The following is a 20,181-nucleotide window of genomic DNA, read 5'->3' as shown; positions in this document are numbered from 1 at the left end:
GCAGCAAACCGCTCGACTAACCGTTCGGGCGTCAGGAAGACCAGCACGGGGTCCGTGCGCAATCGACTCAGTCACGAGCTGGCGAGCACGCTCGCCGACTCCAGGGCCTACCAGGCTGCACGCTCCGGTCCGGTCACCTCAGCGGTGATCAGACTGTACCGCGCTGGTCTGGTCTAAACATACAAGGGCCGCGGGCACCGCGGCACGGGCTGTGCGGGCGATCCGACACGCGCTATGATCGCAATCGTGACGTCCGACCGGCAGCATCAACACGCACCATCAATCGCTGCGGCCGGCACGGCAGCAGACACTGACAATTATTAGAGGGGGCGAATATGGAGCGAGTCCGAAGGGCCTCGGCACGACGCCGAGGCGAACACCCATGGTGGCTGCTGGCCACGGCACTGACGGGTACTTTCATCATTGTGCATCAGGCACGGGCACAAACACCCGGGATGCCAGCCGCGACGTCCGCTACGTCCGCGGCGGCAGCAGCGCCGGTGGCACTGGGCCAGACCATTGCCACGCATGGCACCAATCAGGGCGTATCGGCTTGCGTCAGTTGCCACGGCACGGCGGGGCAAGGAAACGCGGCGGCGGGCTTTCCTCGTCTGGCGGGGCTCAGCGTCGCGTATCTGGTGGGCCAGCTCGACGCATTTGCCAGCGGGCAGCGCCAGAATCCGATCATGCAGCCCTTCGCCAAGGCGCTGACGCCGCGCGAGCGTATCGCGGTGGCGGCTTATTTCAGTCAATTGCCCGCACCGGTTGCCGTGCCGCCGATTAATGATGCGGCCATCGAGCCGACCGATGCCGGTGCCTGGCTGGCCAATCGAGGACGCTGGCTGGCCGGCCTGCCCGCCTGCGCGCAGTGCCACGGTCCGGGCGGCATCGGCGTGGGCGCGGCATTCCCGCCGCTGTCAGGCCAGCCAACGGCCTACATCGCAGGCCAGCTGCATGCGTTCCAGGCAGGTACCCGCCCGCCGGGGCCCCTGGGCTTGATGCATATGGTCGCGGGCAAGCTGTCCGAGGCCGATATCACCGCCGTGTCGACCTATTACGGCGGCTTGGGCCACCCGGTGACGACGCAAGCGAACGTACATGGAGGTGGACAATGAAGCGTACTCACTCGTTGCTCAGCGCCTCCCTGCTTGGCCTGCTGCTCGCCATCGGTGGTCTGTCCGGCGCCAATGCCGCTGGCCCCGCGCCGGTCCAGTTCACGCCGCCGCCCGAGAGCGCGATGCCCAAAGGCGAATTCGGCAAGTCGGTCAAGCTGGGCGAGCAGATTTTTCTCCATACAGGCACCTTGGCCGGCCAGTTCGTCGGCAATTCGCTCAATTGCGCCAGTTGCCACCTCGATGCCGGCCGGCGGCCGAATTCAAGCCCGTTGTGGGCCGCGTATATCTCCTATCCGGCCTATCGCAGCAAAAACGGCCACGTGAATACTTTCGCCGAACGCATGCAAGGCTGCTTCCGCTTCAGCATGAACGGCAAGGCGCCGCCGCTGGGCGATCCGGTGCTGGTGGCCCTCGAGAGCTATGCGTATTGGCTGTCCACTGGCGCACCGGTCGGCGGGCCGGTGGCCGGACGTGGATATCCGAAACTGTCCGCGCCTGCGCTTACCCCGAGCTACGCGCGCGGCAGCGAGGTTTTTGCGCAGCACTGCGCGCTATGCCACGGCCCGGACGGGCAAGGACAGTCGAGTGGCGGCAAGGTGGTGTTCCCGCCGCTGTGGGGCGCGCGCTCGTTCAACTGGGGTGCTGGCATGCATTCGATCCAGAACGCGGCGAACTTCATCAAGGCCAATATGCCGCTGGGCCTGGGCGGTTCGCTGACCGATCAGCAAGCGTGGGACGTGGCGACTTTCATGGATAGTCATGAACGGCCGCAGGATCCGCGTTTCACTGGGTCGGTCGAGGCCACGCGCCTCAAGTATCACGACTCCAAGTATTCGATGTACGGCCGCACCGTCAACGGCCATGTCCTGGGCAGCGAATGAGTTCTGCTGCATAAATATAAATAAAACAAAGATTTAAAGCCATGAATTAAAGTTCGACTTTAATTCATGGCTCGCTCGGCCCGGTGCGGCCGCTCTCTCCTGTCAACCTCCGCTTCGCCACGCATGAGCGTGTACGAGGGCTGTGCTTCGCTTTGACAAGGCGGGCACTTTTACGTACCATATTACTCATAGATATATGCTTATTTCATCTAGTAATATGAAGCCCGCAGCCGGCAATCTCGCCGGCAAGCGTCGGATTCAATACCGCAACTATCGTTGGTTCCCCGCCGCAGGGTTTCCCGCACGCATTGGGCCAAGCGCTTTTCGAGCAATGAAATCATGGATATTTTTGCAATGCCCTCGCTGACCCAAGGCGTGGTGGCCGCGTTGTGCGGCGGTTTCGTCAGTTTTTCGCTGGGCCTGGTCGGCGGCGGCGGCTCGATTCTCGCAGTGCCGCTCATTCTTTATGTGGTGGGGTTGAAAGACCCTCATCTGGTGATCGGCACGTCGGCACTGGCGGTGGCGACCAACGCCTATATCAATCTGATTCCGCATGCCCGTGCCGGCCGCGTGCGTTGGCGTGCAGCGTTTTCGTTCGCGGCCAGCGGCGTGATCGGCGCGGCCATCGGTTCGTCGATCGGCAAATTGGTCGACGGTCATAGCCTGCTGATCTATTTCGCCCTGTTGATGTGCTTCGTGGCCTTCCTGATGCTGCGGCCCAAGGCGGCGCATGCTCCCGGCCAGACCCTCAGCCCCGGCGCTCACCCGCGGCTGTGGGGCACCGGGCTCGGCGCGGGCGGCCTGTCGGGGTTCTTTGGCATCGGTGGCGGCTTTCTGATCGTCCCGGGCCTGATGTTCGCCGGACCGATGCCGATCGCCGAAGCGATCGGTACGTCGCTGTTCGCGGTGGGGTCGTTCGGACTGACTACGGCGATCAATTACGCGCTGACCAGCCAGGTCGACTGGACGATCGCGATCGAGTTCGTCGCCGGCGGCGTCATCGGCGGATGGCTCGGCGCTCGTGCGGCCGGGCATCTCGCCAACAAGCGCGGCGCGCTGAACCGCATTTTTGCCGGGATGATCGTCCTGGTCGCCCTTTACATGCTGTATCAATCACTGCACGCCAGATAATCCCCATGAAATCATTTGTCGTAAGCCGCACCTTGCTGTGCGCCGCGCTGCTCGGCGCGCTTGCCCCGGCCTGGGCCGAGACGCCGCCGACGGTGGCAGCCATGCAGGCCGCGCTGGACCAGAACCTGGGCGACGGCCTGAGCGTGTCGAAGGTCTCGGCGACGCCGCTGCCCGGCATTTACGAAGTTTATGTCGATCACAAAATCATCTACGCCGATCGTGCCGGGAAATACATGCTGGTGGGCCAGCTCATTCAGACCCAGGGACGCAAGAACCTGACCGAGGCCAGCCTGCAGGCCGCCCGGAAGACCGACTTCGCGAGCCTGCCGCTGGCCGACGCGATCAAGACCGTCAAGGGTAACGGCAGCCGCAAGATGGCGATCTTCGCCGATCCGTACTGCCCTTTTTGCAAGCGCCTCGAGCAGACCCTGCAACACGTCGACAATGTGACGATCTACACCTTCCTGTTCCCGGTGCTGACGCCCAACTCGAAGCCGATGTCGCGCGACATCTGGTGCTCGCCCAATCGCGACGCCGCCTGGACGGACTGGATGCTCAAGCAGCGCAAGCCGCAACCCCAGGCGTCGTGCAACGCCGGCGCGCTCGACAGCAATCTGGCGCTCGGTGGCCGGCTCGATGTCAGCGCCACGCCGACCATCATCTTCGCCAACGGCGCGCGCATGAGCGGCGCGCAGTCGCTCGCCACCCTGAACAGCGCGCTCGATCAGGCGGGGCGATAACGCCGGGCCCAGCTACTAATACGCTTTATCGCGCCGGTCGGCAGCCGCTGCGCTCGCGCCGTCCTTGAATTGCGCCGCGAGCGCCTGCGCGCTGCGTGCCAGCACTGCCGCATCGACGCCGACCGCCGTGAAGGTGCTGCCCTGCGCCATATAGTGGCGAGCCTGTTTTTCGTCGCTGCTCAGTATGCCGGCCGCCTTGCCTGCCGCGCGAATGCGCCTCAGGCCGTCGTCGATCGCGCGCTGCACGTCGGGGTGGCCCGGGTTGCCGAGGTGGCCGAAATCGGCCGCGAGATCGGCCGGCCCGATGAATATCCCGTCGACGCCATCCACCGCGGCAATTGCCTCGATATTGGCCAGCGCCGCGCGTGTCTCGACCTGCACCAGCACGCACATTTCGTCGTTGGCCCGATGGATGTAATCCGGTACCCGATTCCAGCGCGAAGCGCGAACGATCGAGCTCGCGACCCCGCGGATGCCCTGCGGCGGGTAGCGGGTGGCCGCCACTGCCGCCGCGGCCTGGTTGGCGTCCTGCACCATCGGCACCAGCAGGTTCTGGGCGCCGATGTCGAGCAACTGCTTGATCTGCACCGCATCGTTCCACGCCGCGCGCACCACCGGGCGCACCGGGTATGGTGCCACCGCCTGCAACTGGGCAAGTATCGACGGCACGTTGTTGGGGGCATGCTCGCCGTCGATCAGCAGCCAGTCGAAGCCGGCGCCGGCCAGCAGCTCGGCCGTGTAGGCACTGGCCAGGCCGAGCCATAGACCGATCTGCTGTTCGCCGGCCAACAGCGCCTGCCTGAATGTGTTGCGCGGAAATTCCATGGCTTGCTCCTCAAGCGAAATGACAGGCAATCGAGCCCATCGGACCATAATCGGCGTGGAACGTATCGCCGGCGCGCGCCAGCACCGGCCGGGTGAACGAACCGCTCAGGACGACCTCGCCGGCAGCAAGTGAGACGTCGAACCGCGCGAGCCGGTTGGCCAACCACACGACCCCGTTGGCAGGATGATTCAGGACACCCGCGGCCACGCCGGTTTCCTCGATCACGCCGTTGCGCGACAGGATTGCGCAGACCCAGCGCAGATCGACATCGAACGGCTTGATCGGCCGCCCGCCCAACACCACGCCGGCATTGGCTGCATTGTCCGAGATCGTATCGAAGACCTTGCGTGGGCGCCGCGTGTCGGGATCGATCGATTGGCTGCGCGCATCGATGATCTCCAGCGCCGGAATCACATAGTCGAGCGCGTCATAGACATCGAACAGCGTGCAATTCGGGCCCGCGAGCGGCTTGCCCAGCACGAACGCCAGCTCCACCTCGACGCGCGGCACGATGAAGCGCGCGGCCGGCACGTCGCCGCCTTCGGCAAAGAACATATCGTCGAGCAGGGTGCCGTAATCGGGCTCGTCGATCTGCGAGGACATCTGCATCGCGCGCGAGGTCAGGCCGATCTTGTGCCCCTTGACGGTGCGCCCCACGGCCAGCTTCATCGATACCCACGCATGCTGAATCGCGTAGGCGTCCTCGATCGTGATCTCGGGATAATCGAGCGAAATCTGACGGATCTGCACGCGCTTTTGCTCGGCCTCGTGCAGGCGCGCGGCGATCTGCTCGATGGTGTCTCGGCTAAGCATCGGTATCAATCCTTCCTGAAGCGTGAATGCACATTGTTGTGCTTATAGCTGCCGCCTTCGCTGAACTCCACCAGCTCGAGAGACAACGCCAGGTAGCGCCGCGCATACAGCGCCGCAAAATGCTGCTTGATGGCGTCGAACAGCGCGTCGCAGGCCCGTTTCTTGACCGCTTCGTCGCGCCCGCCGGCGATCTTGAGCGTGACGTGCACGAACGCATAGTCGGCCCCGGGGTCGCCATCGGCCATGCGGTAGTCGTGCAGTTCGATCGCGCGCGAGCGTATGCCGCCGATCGGAAACACGTCGCCTTGCGCGATCAGGGTCTCGTTGATGGTCTTGAGCAGCGCCGGCACGTGGGCCTCGCCGCGGATGTTGTCGGTGTATTCGACGATGACGTGGGGCATCGCAAACCTCCAGCGGATTGAAATGGATCAGGACACCGGGAAGATCGCATTGATCTGTCCGGTGCCCGAGCTGGCGAAGTAATCGGTGACGATTTCCACCGGCTTGTCGTAGGCGTCCCAGCCGAGCAGCCCCAGCAGCATCGCCGTGTCGTGCATGCCGCCTTCGCCGATGCAATGCTCGTTGTATTCGGGCAGCATTTTGCAGAAGGTGGCCCAATCGCCCTGCTTCCACAGTTCGACCACGCGCAGGTCGACCTGGCGGAAGAACTCGCGGCTGATCTCGTGAATCGCCTCTTCCGGGCTGTTGTTGTCGTTGAAGCGGTGCGACAGCGAGCCGCTGGCGAGAAACGCCACGTTGGCATCGCTTTGCTCGATCGCCTCCTTGAGCGCGGCGCCAAACCGGCGGCTCTCGTCGAGCTGGTGCCATGCGCACCAGCCGGCGATCGACACCACCTTGAAATGCTGGTCGCCGTTCATATAGCGCATCGGCACGAGCGTGCCGTATTCGAGCTCGAGGCTGTCGATCTCATGCGCGCGCGTGAATACTCCCCGCGCGCTCGCGGTCTGCGCGATGAGCCGACCGAGTGCCGGGTTGCCCGGATACTCGTAGGCCATGTCCTTGATGAAATGCGGCAGCTCGTTGCTGGTGTATGTGCCTTTGAAGCGGCTGTTGCAATTGACGTGATAACCCGCGTTGACCAGCCAGTGCACGTCCGCCACCACGATCGTGTCGACGCCAAGCTCACGGCAACGCCGGCCGATCTCGCGGTGCCCGGCGATGGCTGCCTCGCGGCAGCCATGATGCTTGCCGGGCAGCTCGGACAGATACATCGACGGCACGTGCGTGACTTTGGCCGCCAGCGACAATTTACCCATCTCGCGTCTCTCTCCTTTGACTTTCACCTGCCTGGCCGGACTGGTTCGCCGGCCTCAAACGCCCCACTTGGGAATCGGATGGCTGCCCATCGAAATGCACACATTCTTGATTTCGGCGAATACCTCGAAGCTGTATTCTCCCCCTTCGCGGCCGGTACCCGATGCCTTGACGCCGCCGAACGGCTGGCGCAAGTCGCGCACATTCTGGCTGTTGACGAACACCATGCCGGCCTCGATGCCGCGTGCCAGGCGATGGACCTTGCCGACGTCCTGGGTCCATACGTACGAAGCCAACCCATATTTGACGTCGTTGGCTTGCGCCAGACCGTCGGCTTCGTCCTTGAACGGGATCAGGCACGCGACCGGGCCGAAGATTTCCTCCTGCGCCACCCGCATGCGGTTCTCGACGTTGGCAAGCACCGTGGGCCGCACGAAATTGCCGTTCTGCAGATGCGCGGGCAGGCCGGCCGGCCGCTCGGGGCCGCCGGCCACGATCGAGGCGCCCTCCTGCTCGCCCAGGCGGATGTAGCCGGTGACCTTGTCCCAGTGCTGGCGTGTGATCATGGCGCCTACGTGAGTCCGCTCGTCGGTCGGATCGCCCACCGTCAGGCGGTCGGCGCGCTCGGCGAAGCGGCGCACGAAATCGTCGTAGACGGTTTCCTGCACGAAGATGCGCGACCCGGCGGTGCAGCGCTCGCCGTTGATCGAGAAGATCGTGAACAGGGCCGCATCGAGCGCCCGCTCGAGGTCGGCATCGTCGAAAATCAGCACCGGCGACTTGCCGCCGAGCTCCATCGAAAATTTCTTCAGGCCGGCCCGTTCGATAATGCGCTGACCGGTGGCGGTGCCCCCGGTAAACGACACCGCGCGCACGTCCGGATGCCGCACCAGCGCGTCGCCGGCGGTGGCGCCAAAGCCCTGTACCACGTTCAGCACACCGGGCGGCACGCCGGCCTCGAGCGCCAGCAGGCCGAGCTGATCGGCGGTGAGCGGCGAGAGCTCCGACATCTTCAATACAGCGGTATTGCCCAGTGCCAGGCACGGCGCGACTTTCCAGGTGGCTGTCATGAACGGCACGTTCCAGGGCGAGATCAGCGCACACACGCCCACCGGCTGATAGAGGGTGTAATTGAGCATGGCGTCGTCGACCGGGTAGGTGCGGCCGTTCATCTGCACGCAAACTTCGGCGAAGAAATTGAAATTTTCCGAGGCGCGTGGAATCAGCTGCCTGGCGGTCTGCGAGATCGGCAGACCGGTATCCTGGGTCTCCAGCGCGGCCAGGCGCGGCACATTCTCCTGGATCAGCTCGCCCAGCCGGCGCATGATGCGCGCTCGCTCCTTGGCCGGCGTATTGGCCCACCCGGGGAACGCTGCCTTGGCCGCGGCCACCGCCGCCTCGACTTCGGCTTCGCCGCCCGCGGCGACCGCGGCGATTTCCTCGCCGGTCGCGGGGTTGAGCGTGATGAACGTCTCGCGGCTGTCGACCTGCTTGCCGTTGATCCAATGCTTGATCATGGTCCGTTTCTCCAGATGCGGCGGCGCGTTCAGCGTGCGCCGTAATAGTCGTGTTCGGCGACGATGGTATTCACCAGGCGCCCGACGCCCTCGATTTCGGTGACGATTTCGTCACCGGGCCGGGTGTCCGCGAGGCCCTGGGGCGTGCCGGTCAGAATCATGTCGCCGGCATCGAGTGTCATGAAGCCGCTGAAATATTCGATCAGCCACGGAATGCTGAAAATCATGTCGCGTGTCGAGCCCTCTTGCGTGAGCTTGCCGTTGACCGTGGTGCGCAGCGTCAGATTCATCGGGTCGGCGATGTCGTCGCGATCGGTCAGCCAGGGCCCGAGCGGTGTGCAGGTGTCGCGATTTTTCACTCGCAGGTTCGGCCGGTAATAGTTTTCTAGATAGTCACGAATCGCATAGTCGTTGGCCACCGTATAGCCGCGCACGTACTCGTAGGCGTCGCGCGCCCTGACGCCGCGCGCGGTTTTTCCGATCACCACCGCCAGTTCGCATTCGTAATGCATGTACTTCACGCCGTCGGGGCGCACGGTGCGAGCGCGGTGTCCGATGAATGTCCCGGGACCCTTTAGGAACACCAGAGGCTCCTCTGGCGCCTTGAAGGCGAGCTCCTTTGCGTGATCCGCATAGTTCAGCCCGAGCGCGAAGGTGGTGCGCGGCTCGATCGGCGGCAACCAGGTCACCTCGGTCTCGGCGACCTGGCGGCCGTCCGCCAGGCGCAGCGAGCCGGCCTGCGCAGGATGGGCCAGATGGATCAGGCCGTCATAGGCCACGCGTGCGGTCTTCATCGCTTACTCGTCTCCTTGTGCGGCAGCCACGACGCTGTGCGCGAGCACCCCGACGCCTTCGATATCGATCTCGATGCGATCTCCCGCGTGCGCCAGCGGTGCACCCTCGGGCGCGCCCACCAGCAGTACGTCGCCGGCCCGCAACGACATGAAGGCGGTGACCTCGGCGATCAGTTGCGCCACCGGCCGGATCAGGTTCGATGTGTGGTTTTGCTGGCGTATCTGGCCGTTGACCCTTACCGTGATGGCCAGCGCATCCGGATTCGGCACGTCGGCCGCGGCGACGATCCATGGCCCGAGCGGGCAATAGCCGTCGCGGCATTGCTGCCGCACCGCCGGACGATAATAGCTGTCGTGCGGCACGCTGATGTCGGCCGCCACGGTGTACCCGGCAACGTAGTCGAGCGCATCGCGCGCGTCGACACGCGTGGCCTGGCGCCCGAACACGATCGCCAGCGACGCGCCGACCCGCAGCGCATCTTCGCCGGGCGGCAGCGCGACGGCGGCACCATGCCCGGCGTGCGTATTGACCGGCTTCAAATAAAGAATGGGGGCGTTGGGCGGCGCCAGATACGGCGCGGCGTGCACGCTCTCGCCCAGCGCGTGGAGAGCGCCACGAAAGTTCAGCAGCGTTGCGTACACGGTGCCGGTCACTGGCGGCAGCCACGTGAAGGTGCCCTCGGCGTAGGTGCCGTGCGCGTCGAACGGCAGCAGCGAGCCGGCCGCCACGCCGACTTGCCTCGGCGGAGTCGCTCCCACGGCTATCCGGGCTTGTCGCATATCTCTCTCCAGAAATGGCTGCGGCACGGATCGAAGCGCGCCGGTTATTTACTTAACATATTAAATAAATGATCCGGCGGTTTCAAGCAAAATCTCGACGAGTCTCGTCCGGGGTCTCCTAATTGCTGCCGTCGCCCGGCGCACCGCCGCTTTTTTCGATCTCGCGCTGTGTCAATGTCCTGGCCTGCCGCTCGAGCTTTACCAGCAGTCGCTCGAACAACTCCGCCTCCTGGTCGCTCAGGCATGCGGTGAATTCCCGGTTGTATCGCTGTCCCCCAAGGCGTGCGCGTTCGTAGGCGTCGCGCCCCGCTTCGGTCAGGGTCAGCGCCGTGATGCGCTTGTTGGCACTCAGGCGGACCTTGGCGATCAACCCGGCTTCGACCAGCGTCGCCACGCAGCGGCTGGTCACCACCATGTCGAGCTTGGCCAACGCAGCGAGGTCGCTCAGGCTCACTTGCGGCGTCTTGCCGACGAAGGCCAGTATCCGCCAGTCGCGCCGGCTGATGCCGACCTCGCGCTGGAACATCAGCCCGACGCCGCGCACCGCCAGACGTGTCAGGTTATGCATCCGGTACAGCAGAAAGTCTTCGATATGCTCGGGATTTTTCAGCAGCGGCGCGGCAGGCGCTGACGGGGACGGCGATCGACGCGGCATGATGGTGGGCAGGAACGGGAGCGGTTTCAATTATATCGGCGTGCTCAGGCCGCAGGCGCCGTCGTGCGCTACGATTTGTGCAGTCGCACACATGTTTGATTAGGTCAAACGTCGGCGCGATGCCTAGCATGTCGGTTCATTGGCCGTGTGCCGAAAAACCTCTCACGATCTTGCCATGGCAGCGACGCGAAACGTTCTGTTCATCATGTGCGACCAATTGCGCCGGGATCACCTCGGCTGCTACGGTCATCCCTATTTGCGCACCCGCAACATCGACGCGCTGGCCGCGCGCGGCGTGCGCTTCGACAATGCGTTCGTCACCTCGGGGGTATGCGGCCCCTCGCGCATGTCGTACTACACCGGCCGCACCATGAGCAGCCATGGCGCGAACTGGAACCGGGTGCCGCTGTCGCTCGGCGAGATCACGCTGGGAGAATATCTGCAGCGGCACGGCCGCACGCTGGCGCTGGCCGGCAAGACCCACGTGCTGACCGACATCGGTGGTTTTGAACGACTCGAGATAGCCCGCAACAGCGCGCTTGGGCAGCGACTGTCGAGCGGCTCGTTCGTGGAGCTTGACCGCTACGACGGTCACCATGAGCCGGGCAATGAAAGCGGCTATCCGGCTTTCCTCAGGCAAAACGGCTACGTCAGCGACAGGCCATGGAGCGACTTCGTCATCAGCGTCGAGGACGACGCCGGCGAGATCCACTCCGGCTGGAAGATGCGCAACGTGCGGTGGCCCTCGCGCGTGGCCGAGCCGCACTCCGAGACCGCCTACATGACCGACCAGGCGATCCGTTACATCGAGCAACAGGGCGACGAGCCCTGGGCGCTGCACCTGTCCTACGTGAAGCCGCACTGGCCCTACGTGGCGCCCCGCCCCTACCATGACATGTATGCGCTCGACCAATGCCTGCCGCTGGCGCGGCGCGCCTCGGAGCTTGAGAACGCCCACCCGGTGCTGGCCGCGTACCGAACGCAGGAGGAATGCATCAATTTCTCTCGCGAAGAAGTATCGAACACGGTGCGGCCGGTATATCAGGGCCTGATCCAGCAGATCGACGACCATCTCGGCCGGCTTTGGGAGACGCTCGAGCGGCTCGACCGCTGGCGGGACACGCTGATTATCTTTACCGCCGATCATGGCGATTTCCTGGGCGACCATTGGCTGGGCGAAAAGGAGCAGTTCTACGACACCGTGCAGCGCGTGCCGATGATCGTTCACGACCCGTCACCTCAGGCAGACGCCACGCGCGGCACCACCGAGACGCGTTTCATGTCGGGCATCGACGTAGTTCCGACCGTGCTCGGCGCGCTCGGCCTGCCCGGCTACGAGGAGCGTATCGAAGGCGTCTCGGTGCTGCCGCTCACGCGCGGCGAGGCGGTCACGGACTGGCGCGACTGCGTGGTGTCGGAGCTCGACTACAGCTTTCGCGGCGCGCGTCTGGCGCTGGGCCGCAGGCCCGACGAGTGCCGGGGCTGGATGGTGCGCGACGCGCGCTGGAAATATGTGCACTGGCTGGGGTACCGTCCGCAACTGTTCGATCTGAGCGCCGACCCCGGCGAATTCGTCGACCTCGGTGCCGATCCCGCCCATGAGGCCGTGCGCGTGCGCATGCACGGCAAGCTGGCCGACTGGTACGGCACGCTGAAACGGCGCGTGACCATCGACCATCCGAGCGTGGAGAGCAAAACCAATACGCACAAGCAGTGGGGGGTGTTTTTTGGCGAGTGGTAGGCCGCCCCGGCCGTCGTGCCAGCCACTCCGTTTTATCGACTCACACAATAAAAGCAGGACCCGCTGGCGCTCCATCGGCGGGTTATCCAGGAGACATCCATGTTCATCTCGCCCGCCCGCTCGCAAGACGACGCGATCTATCGCAAGATCGCCTGGCGCATCGTGCCATTTCTGTTCGTCTGCTACGTCGTCAACTTTATCGATCGCGTCAATATCGGTTTCGCCAAGTTGCAATTCCTGCACGACCTGCATCTGAACGATGCGGTGTTCGGCGTGGCCGCCGGCATGTTCTTCATCGGCTACGTGCTGTTCGAGCTGCCCAGCAATCTGCTGCTGGCGCGCATCGGGGTGCGCAAGACGCTGCTGCGCATCATGGTTTCGTGGGGTGTCATCACGGTCTTGCTGATGTTCGTGAAAAACGCGCCGATGCTCTACGTGCTGCGGTTTTTGCTCGGCGCGGCCGAGGCGGGCTTTTTCCCCGGCATCATCCTGTATCTGACCTACTGGTTCCCGGACAACCGACGCGGCCGCATCACCAGCCTGTTTATCGTCGCGGTGCCGTTGGCGGGCGTCATCGGCGGGCCCGTCTCGGGGGCGATCATGGGCCATTTGCACGACGCGCTCGGCTTGCGCGGCTGGCAATGGCTGTTTATCGCCGAAGGCGTGCCGGCCATCGTGCTCGGCCTGCTGGCGATGTTCCTGCTCACCGATCGTCCGCACGACGCGAAGTGGCTCGACGGTGCCGAGACGGCGCGCGTGCTCGCCGCGCTCGAAGCCGACGCCAGGCGCCGCAGCGAGCAAGGCGCGGTGCCGGCGAAGCTGATCGACGTGCTGCGCAACCCGCGCATTTATCTGCTGTCGTTGATTTACGTAGCGATTTTCATGGGCCTGAACGCGGTGGGATTCTGGATTCCGACGATCCTGCGCCAGGTCGGCGTGCAGCAGGTCGGTAATATCGGCTGGTTAAGCGGCGCGATTTCGATTTTCACGGCCATCGGCATGGTGCTGATCGGCCGCAGTTCCGATCGTCGGATGGAGCGTCGCTGGCATGTCGCCGGTTGCGGTCTGGCAACCGCCGCGAGCTTCCTGCTGCTGCCGCTGGCAGCGCACAGCGTCGCGCTGACGACGGTGCTGCTGGTCGTCGCGTCGGCCTGCATCTATTCGGTGCTGAGTATTTTCTGGACCATTCCGACCGCCTACCTCGAGGGCGGCGCGGCGGCCGGCGGGATTGCCACCATCACCGCGATCGGCGCCCTGGGCGGCGCGGTCAGCCCGGCGCTGGTCGGCACCCTCAAGGCGCATACCGGCAGCGTCTATCCAGGCCTGGCGGTTGTCGCGGCGCTGCTTGCCGCGGCAATGGCTGCCCTGCTTTGCTTTGTGCCAGCGCCACGGCGCTCGGCCGCGGCGCAGGTCGGACAAGCCGTCTGAGCGCGCCGGTCGCAGGGGGCTCAGACGTTCGGCAGCATGCGCCGCAGTGTGCTGTCACGCCGCACGAAGTGGTGATACAGCGCAGCGGCCACATGCAAGCCGATCAGGGCGAGCAGGCCATAGGCCGCGTATTGGTGGATGTCGCCCATCTCGTGGCCGAGCGCCGAGCCGGTGGAAGACAGCGCCGGCAGCGTGATGTTGCCGAACAGCTTGACCGCGTAGCCACGCGCCGACGCGTTGATCCAGCCCATCACCGGCACGATGAACAGCAACAGATACAGTGCCGCATGCGTGAGACGGGAAAGCCCATGCAACAGCGGCGATACATCCGTGGCGGGCGGCGCCGGGTGGCCGATGCGCCAGACCAGCCGCAGAACCATCGCGGCGAGCAAGGCGGTGCCCAGCGACAGATGCCAGGCAACCAGGCCGACCGGCAAGGTGTCCTTGCGAATATCGGGCATGGTCCAGGCGACCGCATACTGGGCCACCAGCAGAATCAGCACCAGCCAGTGCAACGCTCTGGCGACAGAATCGTATTTGTGCGTCGACGACATACATTTCCCTTCGGGCAGGATGTGGAGACTCGATTGTGCCGGCCGAGGCTTAGCCCTGACTTAGGCAACGCCCCGGTGCGACAAATTTTTACCTGCCCGACCGGCTTCAACCCGGCCAGGCAAGCATGGCCTCCACCAGTGCATGCAGCACCGGTCGCACGGCTGCCGCGCGGGTCTCGTCGAACCCATAGGGCAGCGTTTCCTGCATATAAGTGATTTGCGACAGTTCGAGCTGCACGGCGTGGATGTGCTGCGCCGGCCGGCCGTACTGACGCGTGATATAGCCGCCCTTGAAGCGATCGTTGAGCACGGTCGAATACACGCCATGGGTGGCGACGATATCGCGCAGCCGCTCGCCCAGCCCAGGCCCGCAGCTCGCGCCGCCGGCAGTGCCGAAATTGAAATCCGGCAGCCGCCCATCGAAAAAGCGCGGCACTTGCGAGCGGATCGAATGCGCATCCCACAGCAAGGCGCGGCCATGCTGCGCATGGATCCGCGCCAACTCTTCCTGCAGCGCCGTGTGATAAGGCTGCCAGTAGGTCGCCACGCGCTGGAAGATGGCTGCCTCGTCGGGCGCGCGGCCCGGCGCATACAGCGGCTCCTTGTCGAAGGTGTCGATCGGACACAGCCCGGTGGTGTCCTGGCCCGGGTAGAGGTTGACGTTGTCGGGCGGACGGTTCAGGTCGATCACGTAGCGCGAATGAGACGGCACCAGAATCGAAACGCCGAGACTTTCGAGGAAATCGTAGAGCCGTTCGAGATGCCAGTCGGTGTCGTCGACGCGGGCGGCGACCGGCGTCATGTCGGCGGCCAGCGCGGACGGAATCACGGTGCCCACATGCGGCATCGAGACCAGCATCGGAACGCGGCCGCGCCGCAGGCTGAAGGTTGGGGTTTTCATGGGGGGCTTCCTCGGCTTCTTGATGGGGCCCGGCGGCGCGACAGGCGCCGGCCGGTTCACGTCAGCAGCGCGGTGCGCGCCGCGAGAAAATCTTTCCGGGCATGGGCTTGCATCGCATGGCTACGATTGTCGACGATCCAGCGTCCGCCCACAACCACGTCGCGAATCGGGTTGCCGCCATGGTTGCCGAAGACCATCCCGGCCAGCGCTTGCGACGGGCTCACGCCACTGATCGCCGGATCGGTGCCGTCGAGCACCAGGAAATCCGCGCGCTGCCCCCGCGCAAGACCGCCGATCGGCCGCCCGCTGGCGGCCGCGCCGCCTTGTTGCGCGGCAAGATACAGCGCGTCGGCCACATACGGCTGCCGCGCGTCGGCCAGCACGTTGCGCCGGCGATCGCGCCAGCGCTGGCTGTATTCGAGCAGGCGCAGTTCTTCGGCGACACTGACACTGGCATGGCTGTCGGAACCGATGCCCCAGCGCCCACCCGCCTCCAGGTAATCGGCCGCTTCGAAAATGCCGTCGCCGAGATTGGCCTCGGTGCTCGGGCACAGGCCGACCACCGCCCCGCTGCGCGCCATGGCGCGGCGCTCGCGCTCGTCGGTATGCGTTGCATGCACCAGGCACCAGCGGCCATCGACTTCGACATGGTCGAGCAGCCATTGCACCGGCCGTGCGCCCAGGGCGGCAATGCATCCCTGCACTTCGCCGATCTGCTCGGCGATATGAATATGCAGCGGGGCACGCGGGTCGATCGCATCGACGCCCTGCAACAGCGCCTGTAACGACTCGGGCGACACCGCGCGCAACGAGTGCGGCGCGACGCCGTAGGCCAGGCCGTCATGCGGCGCATCGGCACGACGCAACGCCACCAGCAGATCGAGCAGCGCCTGCGGAGATTGAATGAAACGGGCCTGCTCGGGCAACGGCGGCGCGTTGCCGAACCCGCTGTATTGATAGAGCACCGGCAGCAACGTCAGTCCGATGCCGGTGTCGGCCGCCGCGCGAATCAGGCACTGCGCCAGTTCGCCGCGATTGGCGTAGGGCTGGCCATGACGATCATGGTGCAGATAATGGAACTCGCACACCGAGGTGTATCCGGCCAAAAGCATTTCGATATAGAGCTGGCGCGCGATCGCTTCGAGGTGCTCGGGAGTCAGCGCGGCCGCGAAACGGTACATCAGGGTACGCCAGCTCCAGAAGCTGTCGGCCGGGTCGCTGCGATATTCGGTCAGGCCTGCCATGGCGCGCTGGAACGCGTGTGAATGCAGGTTCGGCAGGCCCGGCAGTACGGGACCGGCGGCGCGCGGAACACCCCGCGGCGCCGGCACGCCGGCGTCGATCGAAGTGAAGCGTCCGGCGGCGTCCCAAGCCAGCACGACATCATGCTGCCAGCCGTCGGGCAACAGCGCGTGAGAGGCAAAAAGTGTCGATGGCGTCATGGGCGCGCTCCGCTTGGCCCATGCGTGAGAACGCCCTGGCGCACCCGCGCATGACAGCGGTCGAGGCCGCTCCAATACGGCAGTTCGGCCAGCGAATCGACGTCCCACAGCACGAAGTCGGCCGCACGCCCCGGGGCCAATTCACCGTGCGTGTCGGATCGACCCAGCGCGCGCGCAGCGTGGCGGGTTACGCCGCTCAGCACTTCGGCCACGGTCATTTGAAACAGCGTGCATCCCATGTTCATCATCAGCAAAAGCGAGGTGGTGGGAGAAGTGCCCGGGTTGCTATCGGTGGCCAGTGCGATCGGCACGCCGTGACGGCGCAGCAGGTCGAGCGGCGGCAACTGCTTCTCGCGAATGAAATAGAAGGCGCCGGGCAACAGAACGGCGACCATCCCGGCGGCCTGCATCGCCTGCACGCCCGCTTCGTCGAGATACTCCAGATGGTCGGCCGACAGTGCCCCGTAGCGCGCCGCCAGGCGCGTGCCGCCAGCGTTGGATAATTGTTCGGCGTGAATCTTGACCGGCAGCGACAGACGTTGGGCCGCCTGGAACACGCGCTCGCACTGCGCCGCAGTGAACCCGATGCGTTCGCAGAACACGTCCACCGCATCGACCAGTCCCTCGTCGTGCAGGGTCGGCAAGATGCGCTCGCAGACTTCGTCGATATAGTCGTCGGCCCGGCCGGCATACTCGGGAGGCAGCGCGTGCGCGCCGAGGAAGGTCGTGTAGAGGCTGACCGGATAGGCGGCGCCCAGGCGGCGCGCGACCCGCAGCATCTTGCGCTCGCTGGCCAGATCGAGCCCATAGCCCGATTTGATCTCGAGCGCGGTGACGCCCTCGGCCAGCAGCGCCTCGAGGCGGCGGGCCGATTGATGGAACAAGGCATCTTCGCTGGCGTCGCGGGTGGCGCGCACGGTGCGCAGGATGCCGCCGCCGCGCTGCGCGATCTCGGCGTAACCGACTCCGGCCAGACGCTGCGCGAACTCGTCGGCGCGCTGTCCGGCATAGACCAGATGGGTGTGGCAGTCGACCAGTCCAGGAGTAATCCAGCGTCCGCCGGCATCGTGCTGCAATGCGAAGTTCGCGGCCTCCGGCGGCAAGGCCGCCTCCGCGCCGAGCCAGTCGATGCGGCCATTTTGCACGATCAGGGCGCCCTGTTCGATCACGTCGGCGGGATCGCCGCGCGGGCATAGCCGGGCATTGCGCCACACGCTCAGAGTGCCGTGCGTCATGCAGCCTCCTCGCCAGCCGGCGCCAGCTGGATCACCGCGGCCACCAGCGCGGCGTCGGTGCTGCCGCCCTGCACCCGGCACGCCGCCGTCGGTGCCGGCACGTGCAGCATATCGCCGGCGCGCAACTGCCAGGACGGGCCGTCGTCCAGCCGCAACGTCGTGCTGCCGGCCGCGCAATACACCAGCAGGGCATCGGACTCGAGCGCGATCGCTTGCGGCTGCGCACCGCGCCACACCGCGATCCGGCCGCGTGCGGCACCACGGCGGGTCATCAGATTCAGGTCCCGGGTGGCGCCGCCGCACAGCGTCGCCTCGACCGGCGTCTCACCGGCAAATGCGTGGGGCTCGAACGGCTTCACCAGCGGGTGGGTGAGATTCTCGCCATGCAGCAGCATCCCCTCGCCTTCGAGCAAGACGATCTCTCGATCGACGCCGGGCAGCGCCGAGAAGGGACCGCTTTGCGCTACGTCGGCCACGCTCACTCGCCAGACAAAGTCATCGAATCCCGCGCCCGCCGGGAACACCGCCAGCTCGCGCGTCGTGCCGCCGCCGTTCTTCCACGGCACGGCGGGCAAGGCGTCGACACGAAGCACCGTCAATTCAGGCATGGATCCTCCAGCGGCTCAGGCCTTGAGAAACGGCAGGTTCAGATGATTGCGCCGCGCGCAGGCCCTTGCCTCATCGTAACCGGCGTCGGCGTGGCGCATGACGCCCGAGGCCGGATCATTGAACAGCACCCGCCCGATGCGCTTGTCCGCCGCCTCGGTGCCGTCGCACACGATCACCACGCCGGCGTGCTGCGAGAATCCCATGCCGACCCCGCCGCCATGGTGCAGGCTGACCCAGGTTGCGCCGCCGGCGGTATTGAGCAAGGCATTGAGCAGCGGCCAGTCGGATACGGCGTCGCTGCCATCGCGCATTGATTCGGTTTCTCGGTTGGGGCTGGCGACGGAGCCGGTATCGAGGTGGTCGCGTCCGATCACGATCGGCGCTTTCAGCTCGCCATTGCGTACCATTTCGTTAAAGGCCAGCCCGGCCACATGGCGCTCGCCCAGGCCGAGCCAGCAAATGCGCGCCGGCAGCCCTTGGAAGGCGATGCGCTCGCGCGCCATGTCGAGCCAGCGGTGCACATGGCGGTTGTGCGGGAAAAGCTCCTTGATTTTAGCGTCGGTCTTGTAGATGTCCCTCGGGTCGCCAGAGAGGGCGACCCAGCGAAACGGACCCTTGCCTTCGCAGAAAAGCGGGCGAATGTAGGCCGGCACGAAACCGGGAAAATCGAAGGCATTGGCGATGCCCTGTTCAAGCGCCACCTGGCGGATGTTGTTGCCGTAGTCGACGGTCGGCACGCCCATTGCGTGGAAGGCGAGCATGGCCTGCACGTGCACCGCGCACGACTGCGCCGCCGCCTCGGTGAGTGCGGCGTGCTGGGACGCATCCTGCTGCGCGGCCTTCCAGCGTTCGACGCTCCAGCCGCGCGGCAGATACCCATGGATCAGGTCGTGTGCCGAGGTCTGGTCGGTGACCAGGTCGGGTCGCGGGCCGCCCGCCTGCGCCCGTTTGACCAACTCGGGGAGAACGTCGGCCGCATTGCCCAGCAGGCCGATCGATACCGCTTCCTTGCGTGCGCAGTGATGGGCAATCAGCGCCAGTGCGTCGTCGAGGTCTCTGGCCTGTTTGTCCAGGTAGCGGGTGCGCAGGCGAAAGTCGATGCTCGACTGCTGGCATTCGATATTGAGCGATACCGCACCGGCCAGCGTGGCCGCCAGCGGCTGCGCGCCGCCCATGCCGCCCAGGCCCGCGGTGACGATCCAGCGCCCGGCCAGATCGCCGCCATAGTGCTGGCGCCCTGCCTCGGCGAAGGTTTCGAAGGTACCCTGCACGATGCCTTGCGAGCCGATGTATATCCAGCTGCCGGCGGTCATCTGGCCGTACATCATCAAGCCCTTCTGGTCCAGTTCGTTGAAATGCGCCCAGGTTGCCCAGCGCGGCACCAGATTCGAATTGGCGATCAGCACGCGCGGCGCATCCGCATGCGTTTTGAACACGCCCACCGGCTTGCCCGATTGCACCAGCAGCGTTTCGTCCTCCTCCAGGGCCTTCAGGCTCTCGAGGATCTGGTCGAAGCAAGGCCAGTTGCGCGCCGCGCGGCCGATACCGCCGTACACGACCAGACTTTGCGGGTTCTCGGCGACTTCCGGGTCCAGGTTATTCTGGATCATGCGATAGGCGGCTTCGGTAAGCCAGCTCTTGCAGGTTTTGACGCTGCCGCGCGGCGCACGGATCACGCGGGACGGATCGGTGCGCAGCAGGTCGAGAGGTTGTGGGGCATTCATGACAGACTCCTAACAGCAAT

The 20,181-nt window shown here is 65.3% G+C and carries 20 protein-coding genes; 6 read left to right on the top strand and 14 right to left on the bottom strand.

Going from position 1 to position 20,181, the window contains the following annotated elements:
* Nucleotides 1–455: 455 nt before the first annotated feature.
* From PATSB16_RS08715 to PATSB16_RS08700, 4 genes are all read left to right on the top strand, one after another.
* Nucleotides 456–1,115 (top strand): c-type cytochrome, encoded by a 660-nt coding sequence (locus PATSB16_RS08715; protein ID WP_047213793.1) that lies wholly within the window; start codon nucleotides 456–458, stop codon nucleotides 1,113–1,115.
* Nucleotides 1,112–1,996: a c-type cytochrome gene (locus PATSB16_RS08710; RefSeq protein WP_047213792.1), complete on the top strand. Its 885-nt coding sequence runs from the start codon at nucleotides 1,112–1,114 to the stop codon at nucleotides 1,994–1,996. Before PATSB16_RS08715 ends, PATSB16_RS08710 begins: the two co-directional genes overlap by 4 nt.
* Nucleotides 1,997–2,335: 339 nt before the next feature.
* A complete protein-coding gene (locus PATSB16_RS08705) occupies nucleotides 2,336–3,127 on the top strand; it encodes a sulfite exporter TauE/SafE family protein (RefSeq protein ID WP_237170322.1) in 792 nt (263 codons plus the stop codon).
* A gap of 5 nt (nucleotides 3,128–3,132) precedes the next feature.
* A complete protein-coding gene (locus tag PATSB16_RS08700) occupies nucleotides 3,133–3,867 on the top strand; it encodes a DsbC family protein (protein WP_072628626.1) in 735 nt (244 codons plus the stop codon).
* Between the two features lie 15 nt (nucleotides 3,868–3,882).
* Here the strand turns inward: PATSB16_RS08700 and hpaI are convergent, their stop codons facing one another.
* From hpaI to PATSB16_RS08660, 8 genes are all read right to left on the bottom strand, one after another.
* Nucleotides 3,883–4,692, bottom strand: a complete 810-nt coding sequence (gene hpaI / locus PATSB16_RS08695) for a 4-hydroxy-2-oxoheptanedioate aldolase (protein WP_047213791.1) — start codon at nucleotides 4,690–4,692, stop codon at nucleotides 3,883–3,885.
* 10 nt (nucleotides 4,693–4,702) lie between these two features.
* On the bottom strand, nucleotides 4,703–5,506 hold the full coding sequence (gene hpaH, locus PATSB16_RS08690; RefSeq protein WP_047213790.1) for a 2-oxo-hept-4-ene-1,7-dioate hydratase: 804 nt from the start codon (nucleotides 5,504–5,506) through the stop codon (nucleotides 4,703–4,705).
* Nucleotides 5,507–5,511: 5 nt separating this feature from the next.
* Nucleotides 5,512–5,907 (bottom strand): 5-carboxymethyl-2-hydroxymuconate Delta-isomerase, encoded by a 396-nt coding sequence (locus PATSB16_RS08685; RefSeq protein WP_047213789.1) that lies wholly within the window; start codon nucleotides 5,905–5,907, stop codon nucleotides 5,512–5,514.
* Between the two features lie 27 nt (nucleotides 5,908–5,934).
* On the bottom strand, nucleotides 5,935–6,783 hold the full coding sequence (gene hpaD / locus PATSB16_RS08680; RefSeq protein WP_047213788.1) for a 3,4-dihydroxyphenylacetate 2,3-dioxygenase: 849 nt from the start codon (nucleotides 6,781–6,783) through the stop codon (nucleotides 5,935–5,937).
* 54 nt (nucleotides 6,784–6,837) lie between these two features.
* Nucleotides 6,838–8,298 carry a 5-carboxymethyl-2-hydroxymuconate semialdehyde dehydrogenase gene (gene hpaE / locus PATSB16_RS08675; RefSeq protein WP_047213787.1) on the bottom strand — a complete coding sequence of 487 codons (1,461 nt, stop codon included), beginning with the start codon at nucleotides 8,296–8,298 and terminating at the stop codon, nucleotides 6,838–6,840.
* Between the two features lie 29 nt (nucleotides 8,299–8,327).
* Entirely contained in the window at nucleotides 8,328–9,092 is a 765-nt protein-coding gene (locus PATSB16_RS08670) for a fumarylacetoacetate hydrolase family protein (RefSeq protein ID WP_047213786.1), read from the bottom strand.
* A 3-nt stretch (nucleotides 9,093–9,095) separates the two neighbouring features.
* Nucleotides 9,096–9,872, bottom strand: a complete 777-nt coding sequence (locus PATSB16_RS08665; RefSeq protein ID WP_047213785.1) for a fumarylacetoacetate hydrolase family protein — start codon at nucleotides 9,870–9,872, stop codon at nucleotides 9,096–9,098.
* A gap of 118 nt (nucleotides 9,873–9,990) precedes the next feature.
* Nucleotides 9,991–10,557: a MarR family winged helix-turn-helix transcriptional regulator gene (locus PATSB16_RS08660; protein ID WP_237170321.1), complete on the bottom strand. Its 567-nt coding sequence runs from the start codon at nucleotides 10,555–10,557 to the stop codon at nucleotides 9,991–9,993.
* Nucleotides 10,558–10,702: 145 nt separating this feature from the next.
* Between PATSB16_RS08660 and PATSB16_RS08655 the strand changes: the two genes are divergently transcribed.
* Together PATSB16_RS08655 and PATSB16_RS08650 are read left to right on the top strand one after the other, a co-directional pair.
* The gene (locus PATSB16_RS08655; protein WP_047213783.1) at nucleotides 10,703–12,268 is read left to right on the top strand and encodes a sulfatase-like hydrolase/transferase; all 1,566 of its coding nucleotides are present in this window, start codon (nucleotides 10,703–10,705) and stop codon (nucleotides 12,266–12,268) included.
* Nucleotides 12,269–12,367: 99 nt separating this feature from the next.
* Nucleotides 12,368–13,696 (top strand): MFS transporter, encoded by a 1,329-nt coding sequence (locus tag PATSB16_RS08650; RefSeq protein ID WP_047213782.1) that lies wholly within the window; start codon nucleotides 12,368–12,370, stop codon nucleotides 13,694–13,696.
* A gap of 20 nt (nucleotides 13,697–13,716) precedes the next feature.
* Here PATSB16_RS08650 and PATSB16_RS08645 read toward each other — a convergent pair whose 3' ends face one another.
* The 6 genes from PATSB16_RS08645 to hutU all read right to left on the bottom strand — a co-directional run bounded on the left by PATSB16_RS08645 (nucleotide 13,717) and on the right by hutU (nucleotide 20,161).
* Nucleotides 13,717–14,250, bottom strand: coding sequence for a cytochrome b (locus PATSB16_RS08645; RefSeq protein WP_047213781.1), 534 nt, complete (start codon nucleotides 14,248–14,250; stop codon nucleotides 13,717–13,719).
* 106 nt (nucleotides 14,251–14,356) lie between these two features.
* On the bottom strand, nucleotides 14,357–15,151 hold the full coding sequence (hutG, locus tag PATSB16_RS08640; protein WP_047213780.1) for an N-formylglutamate deformylase: 795 nt from the start codon (nucleotides 15,149–15,151) through the stop codon (nucleotides 14,357–14,359).
* A gap of 56 nt (nucleotides 15,152–15,207) precedes the next feature.
* Nucleotides 15,208–16,593 carry a formimidoylglutamate deiminase gene (locus PATSB16_RS08635; RefSeq protein WP_047213779.1) on the bottom strand — a complete coding sequence of 462 codons (1,386 nt, stop codon included), beginning with the start codon at nucleotides 16,591–16,593 and terminating at the stop codon, nucleotides 15,208–15,210.
* Complete coding sequence (gene hutI, locus PATSB16_RS08630; protein WP_083566736.1) at nucleotides 16,590–17,828, bottom strand: imidazolonepropionase; 1,239 nt, start codon at nucleotides 17,826–17,828, stop codon at nucleotides 16,590–16,592. The genes PATSB16_RS08635 and hutI overlap by 4 nt, the downstream gene beginning before the upstream one ends.
* Entirely contained in the window at nucleotides 17,825–18,436 is a 612-nt protein-coding gene (locus tag PATSB16_RS08625) for a HutD/Ves family protein (protein ID WP_047213778.1), read from the bottom strand. Before PATSB16_RS08625 ends, hutI begins: the two co-directional genes overlap by 4 nt.
* A gap of 15 nt (nucleotides 18,437–18,451) precedes the next feature.
* The gene (hutU, locus tag PATSB16_RS08620) at nucleotides 18,452–20,161 is read right to left on the bottom strand and encodes a urocanate hydratase (RefSeq protein WP_047213777.1); all 1,710 of its coding nucleotides are present in this window, start codon (nucleotides 20,159–20,161) and stop codon (nucleotides 18,452–18,454) included.
* Nucleotides 20,162–20,181 lie beyond the last annotated feature (20 nt).

The organism is Pandoraea thiooxydans (assembly GCF_001931675.1).
In the GTDB taxonomy this organism is placed as follows: domain Bacteria; phylum Pseudomonadota; class Gammaproteobacteria; order Burkholderiales; family Burkholderiaceae; genus Pandoraea; species Pandoraea thiooxydans.
Note: the sequence above shows the minus strand (reverse complement) of the source record. Positions and strands in the feature narration are given on the sequence as shown.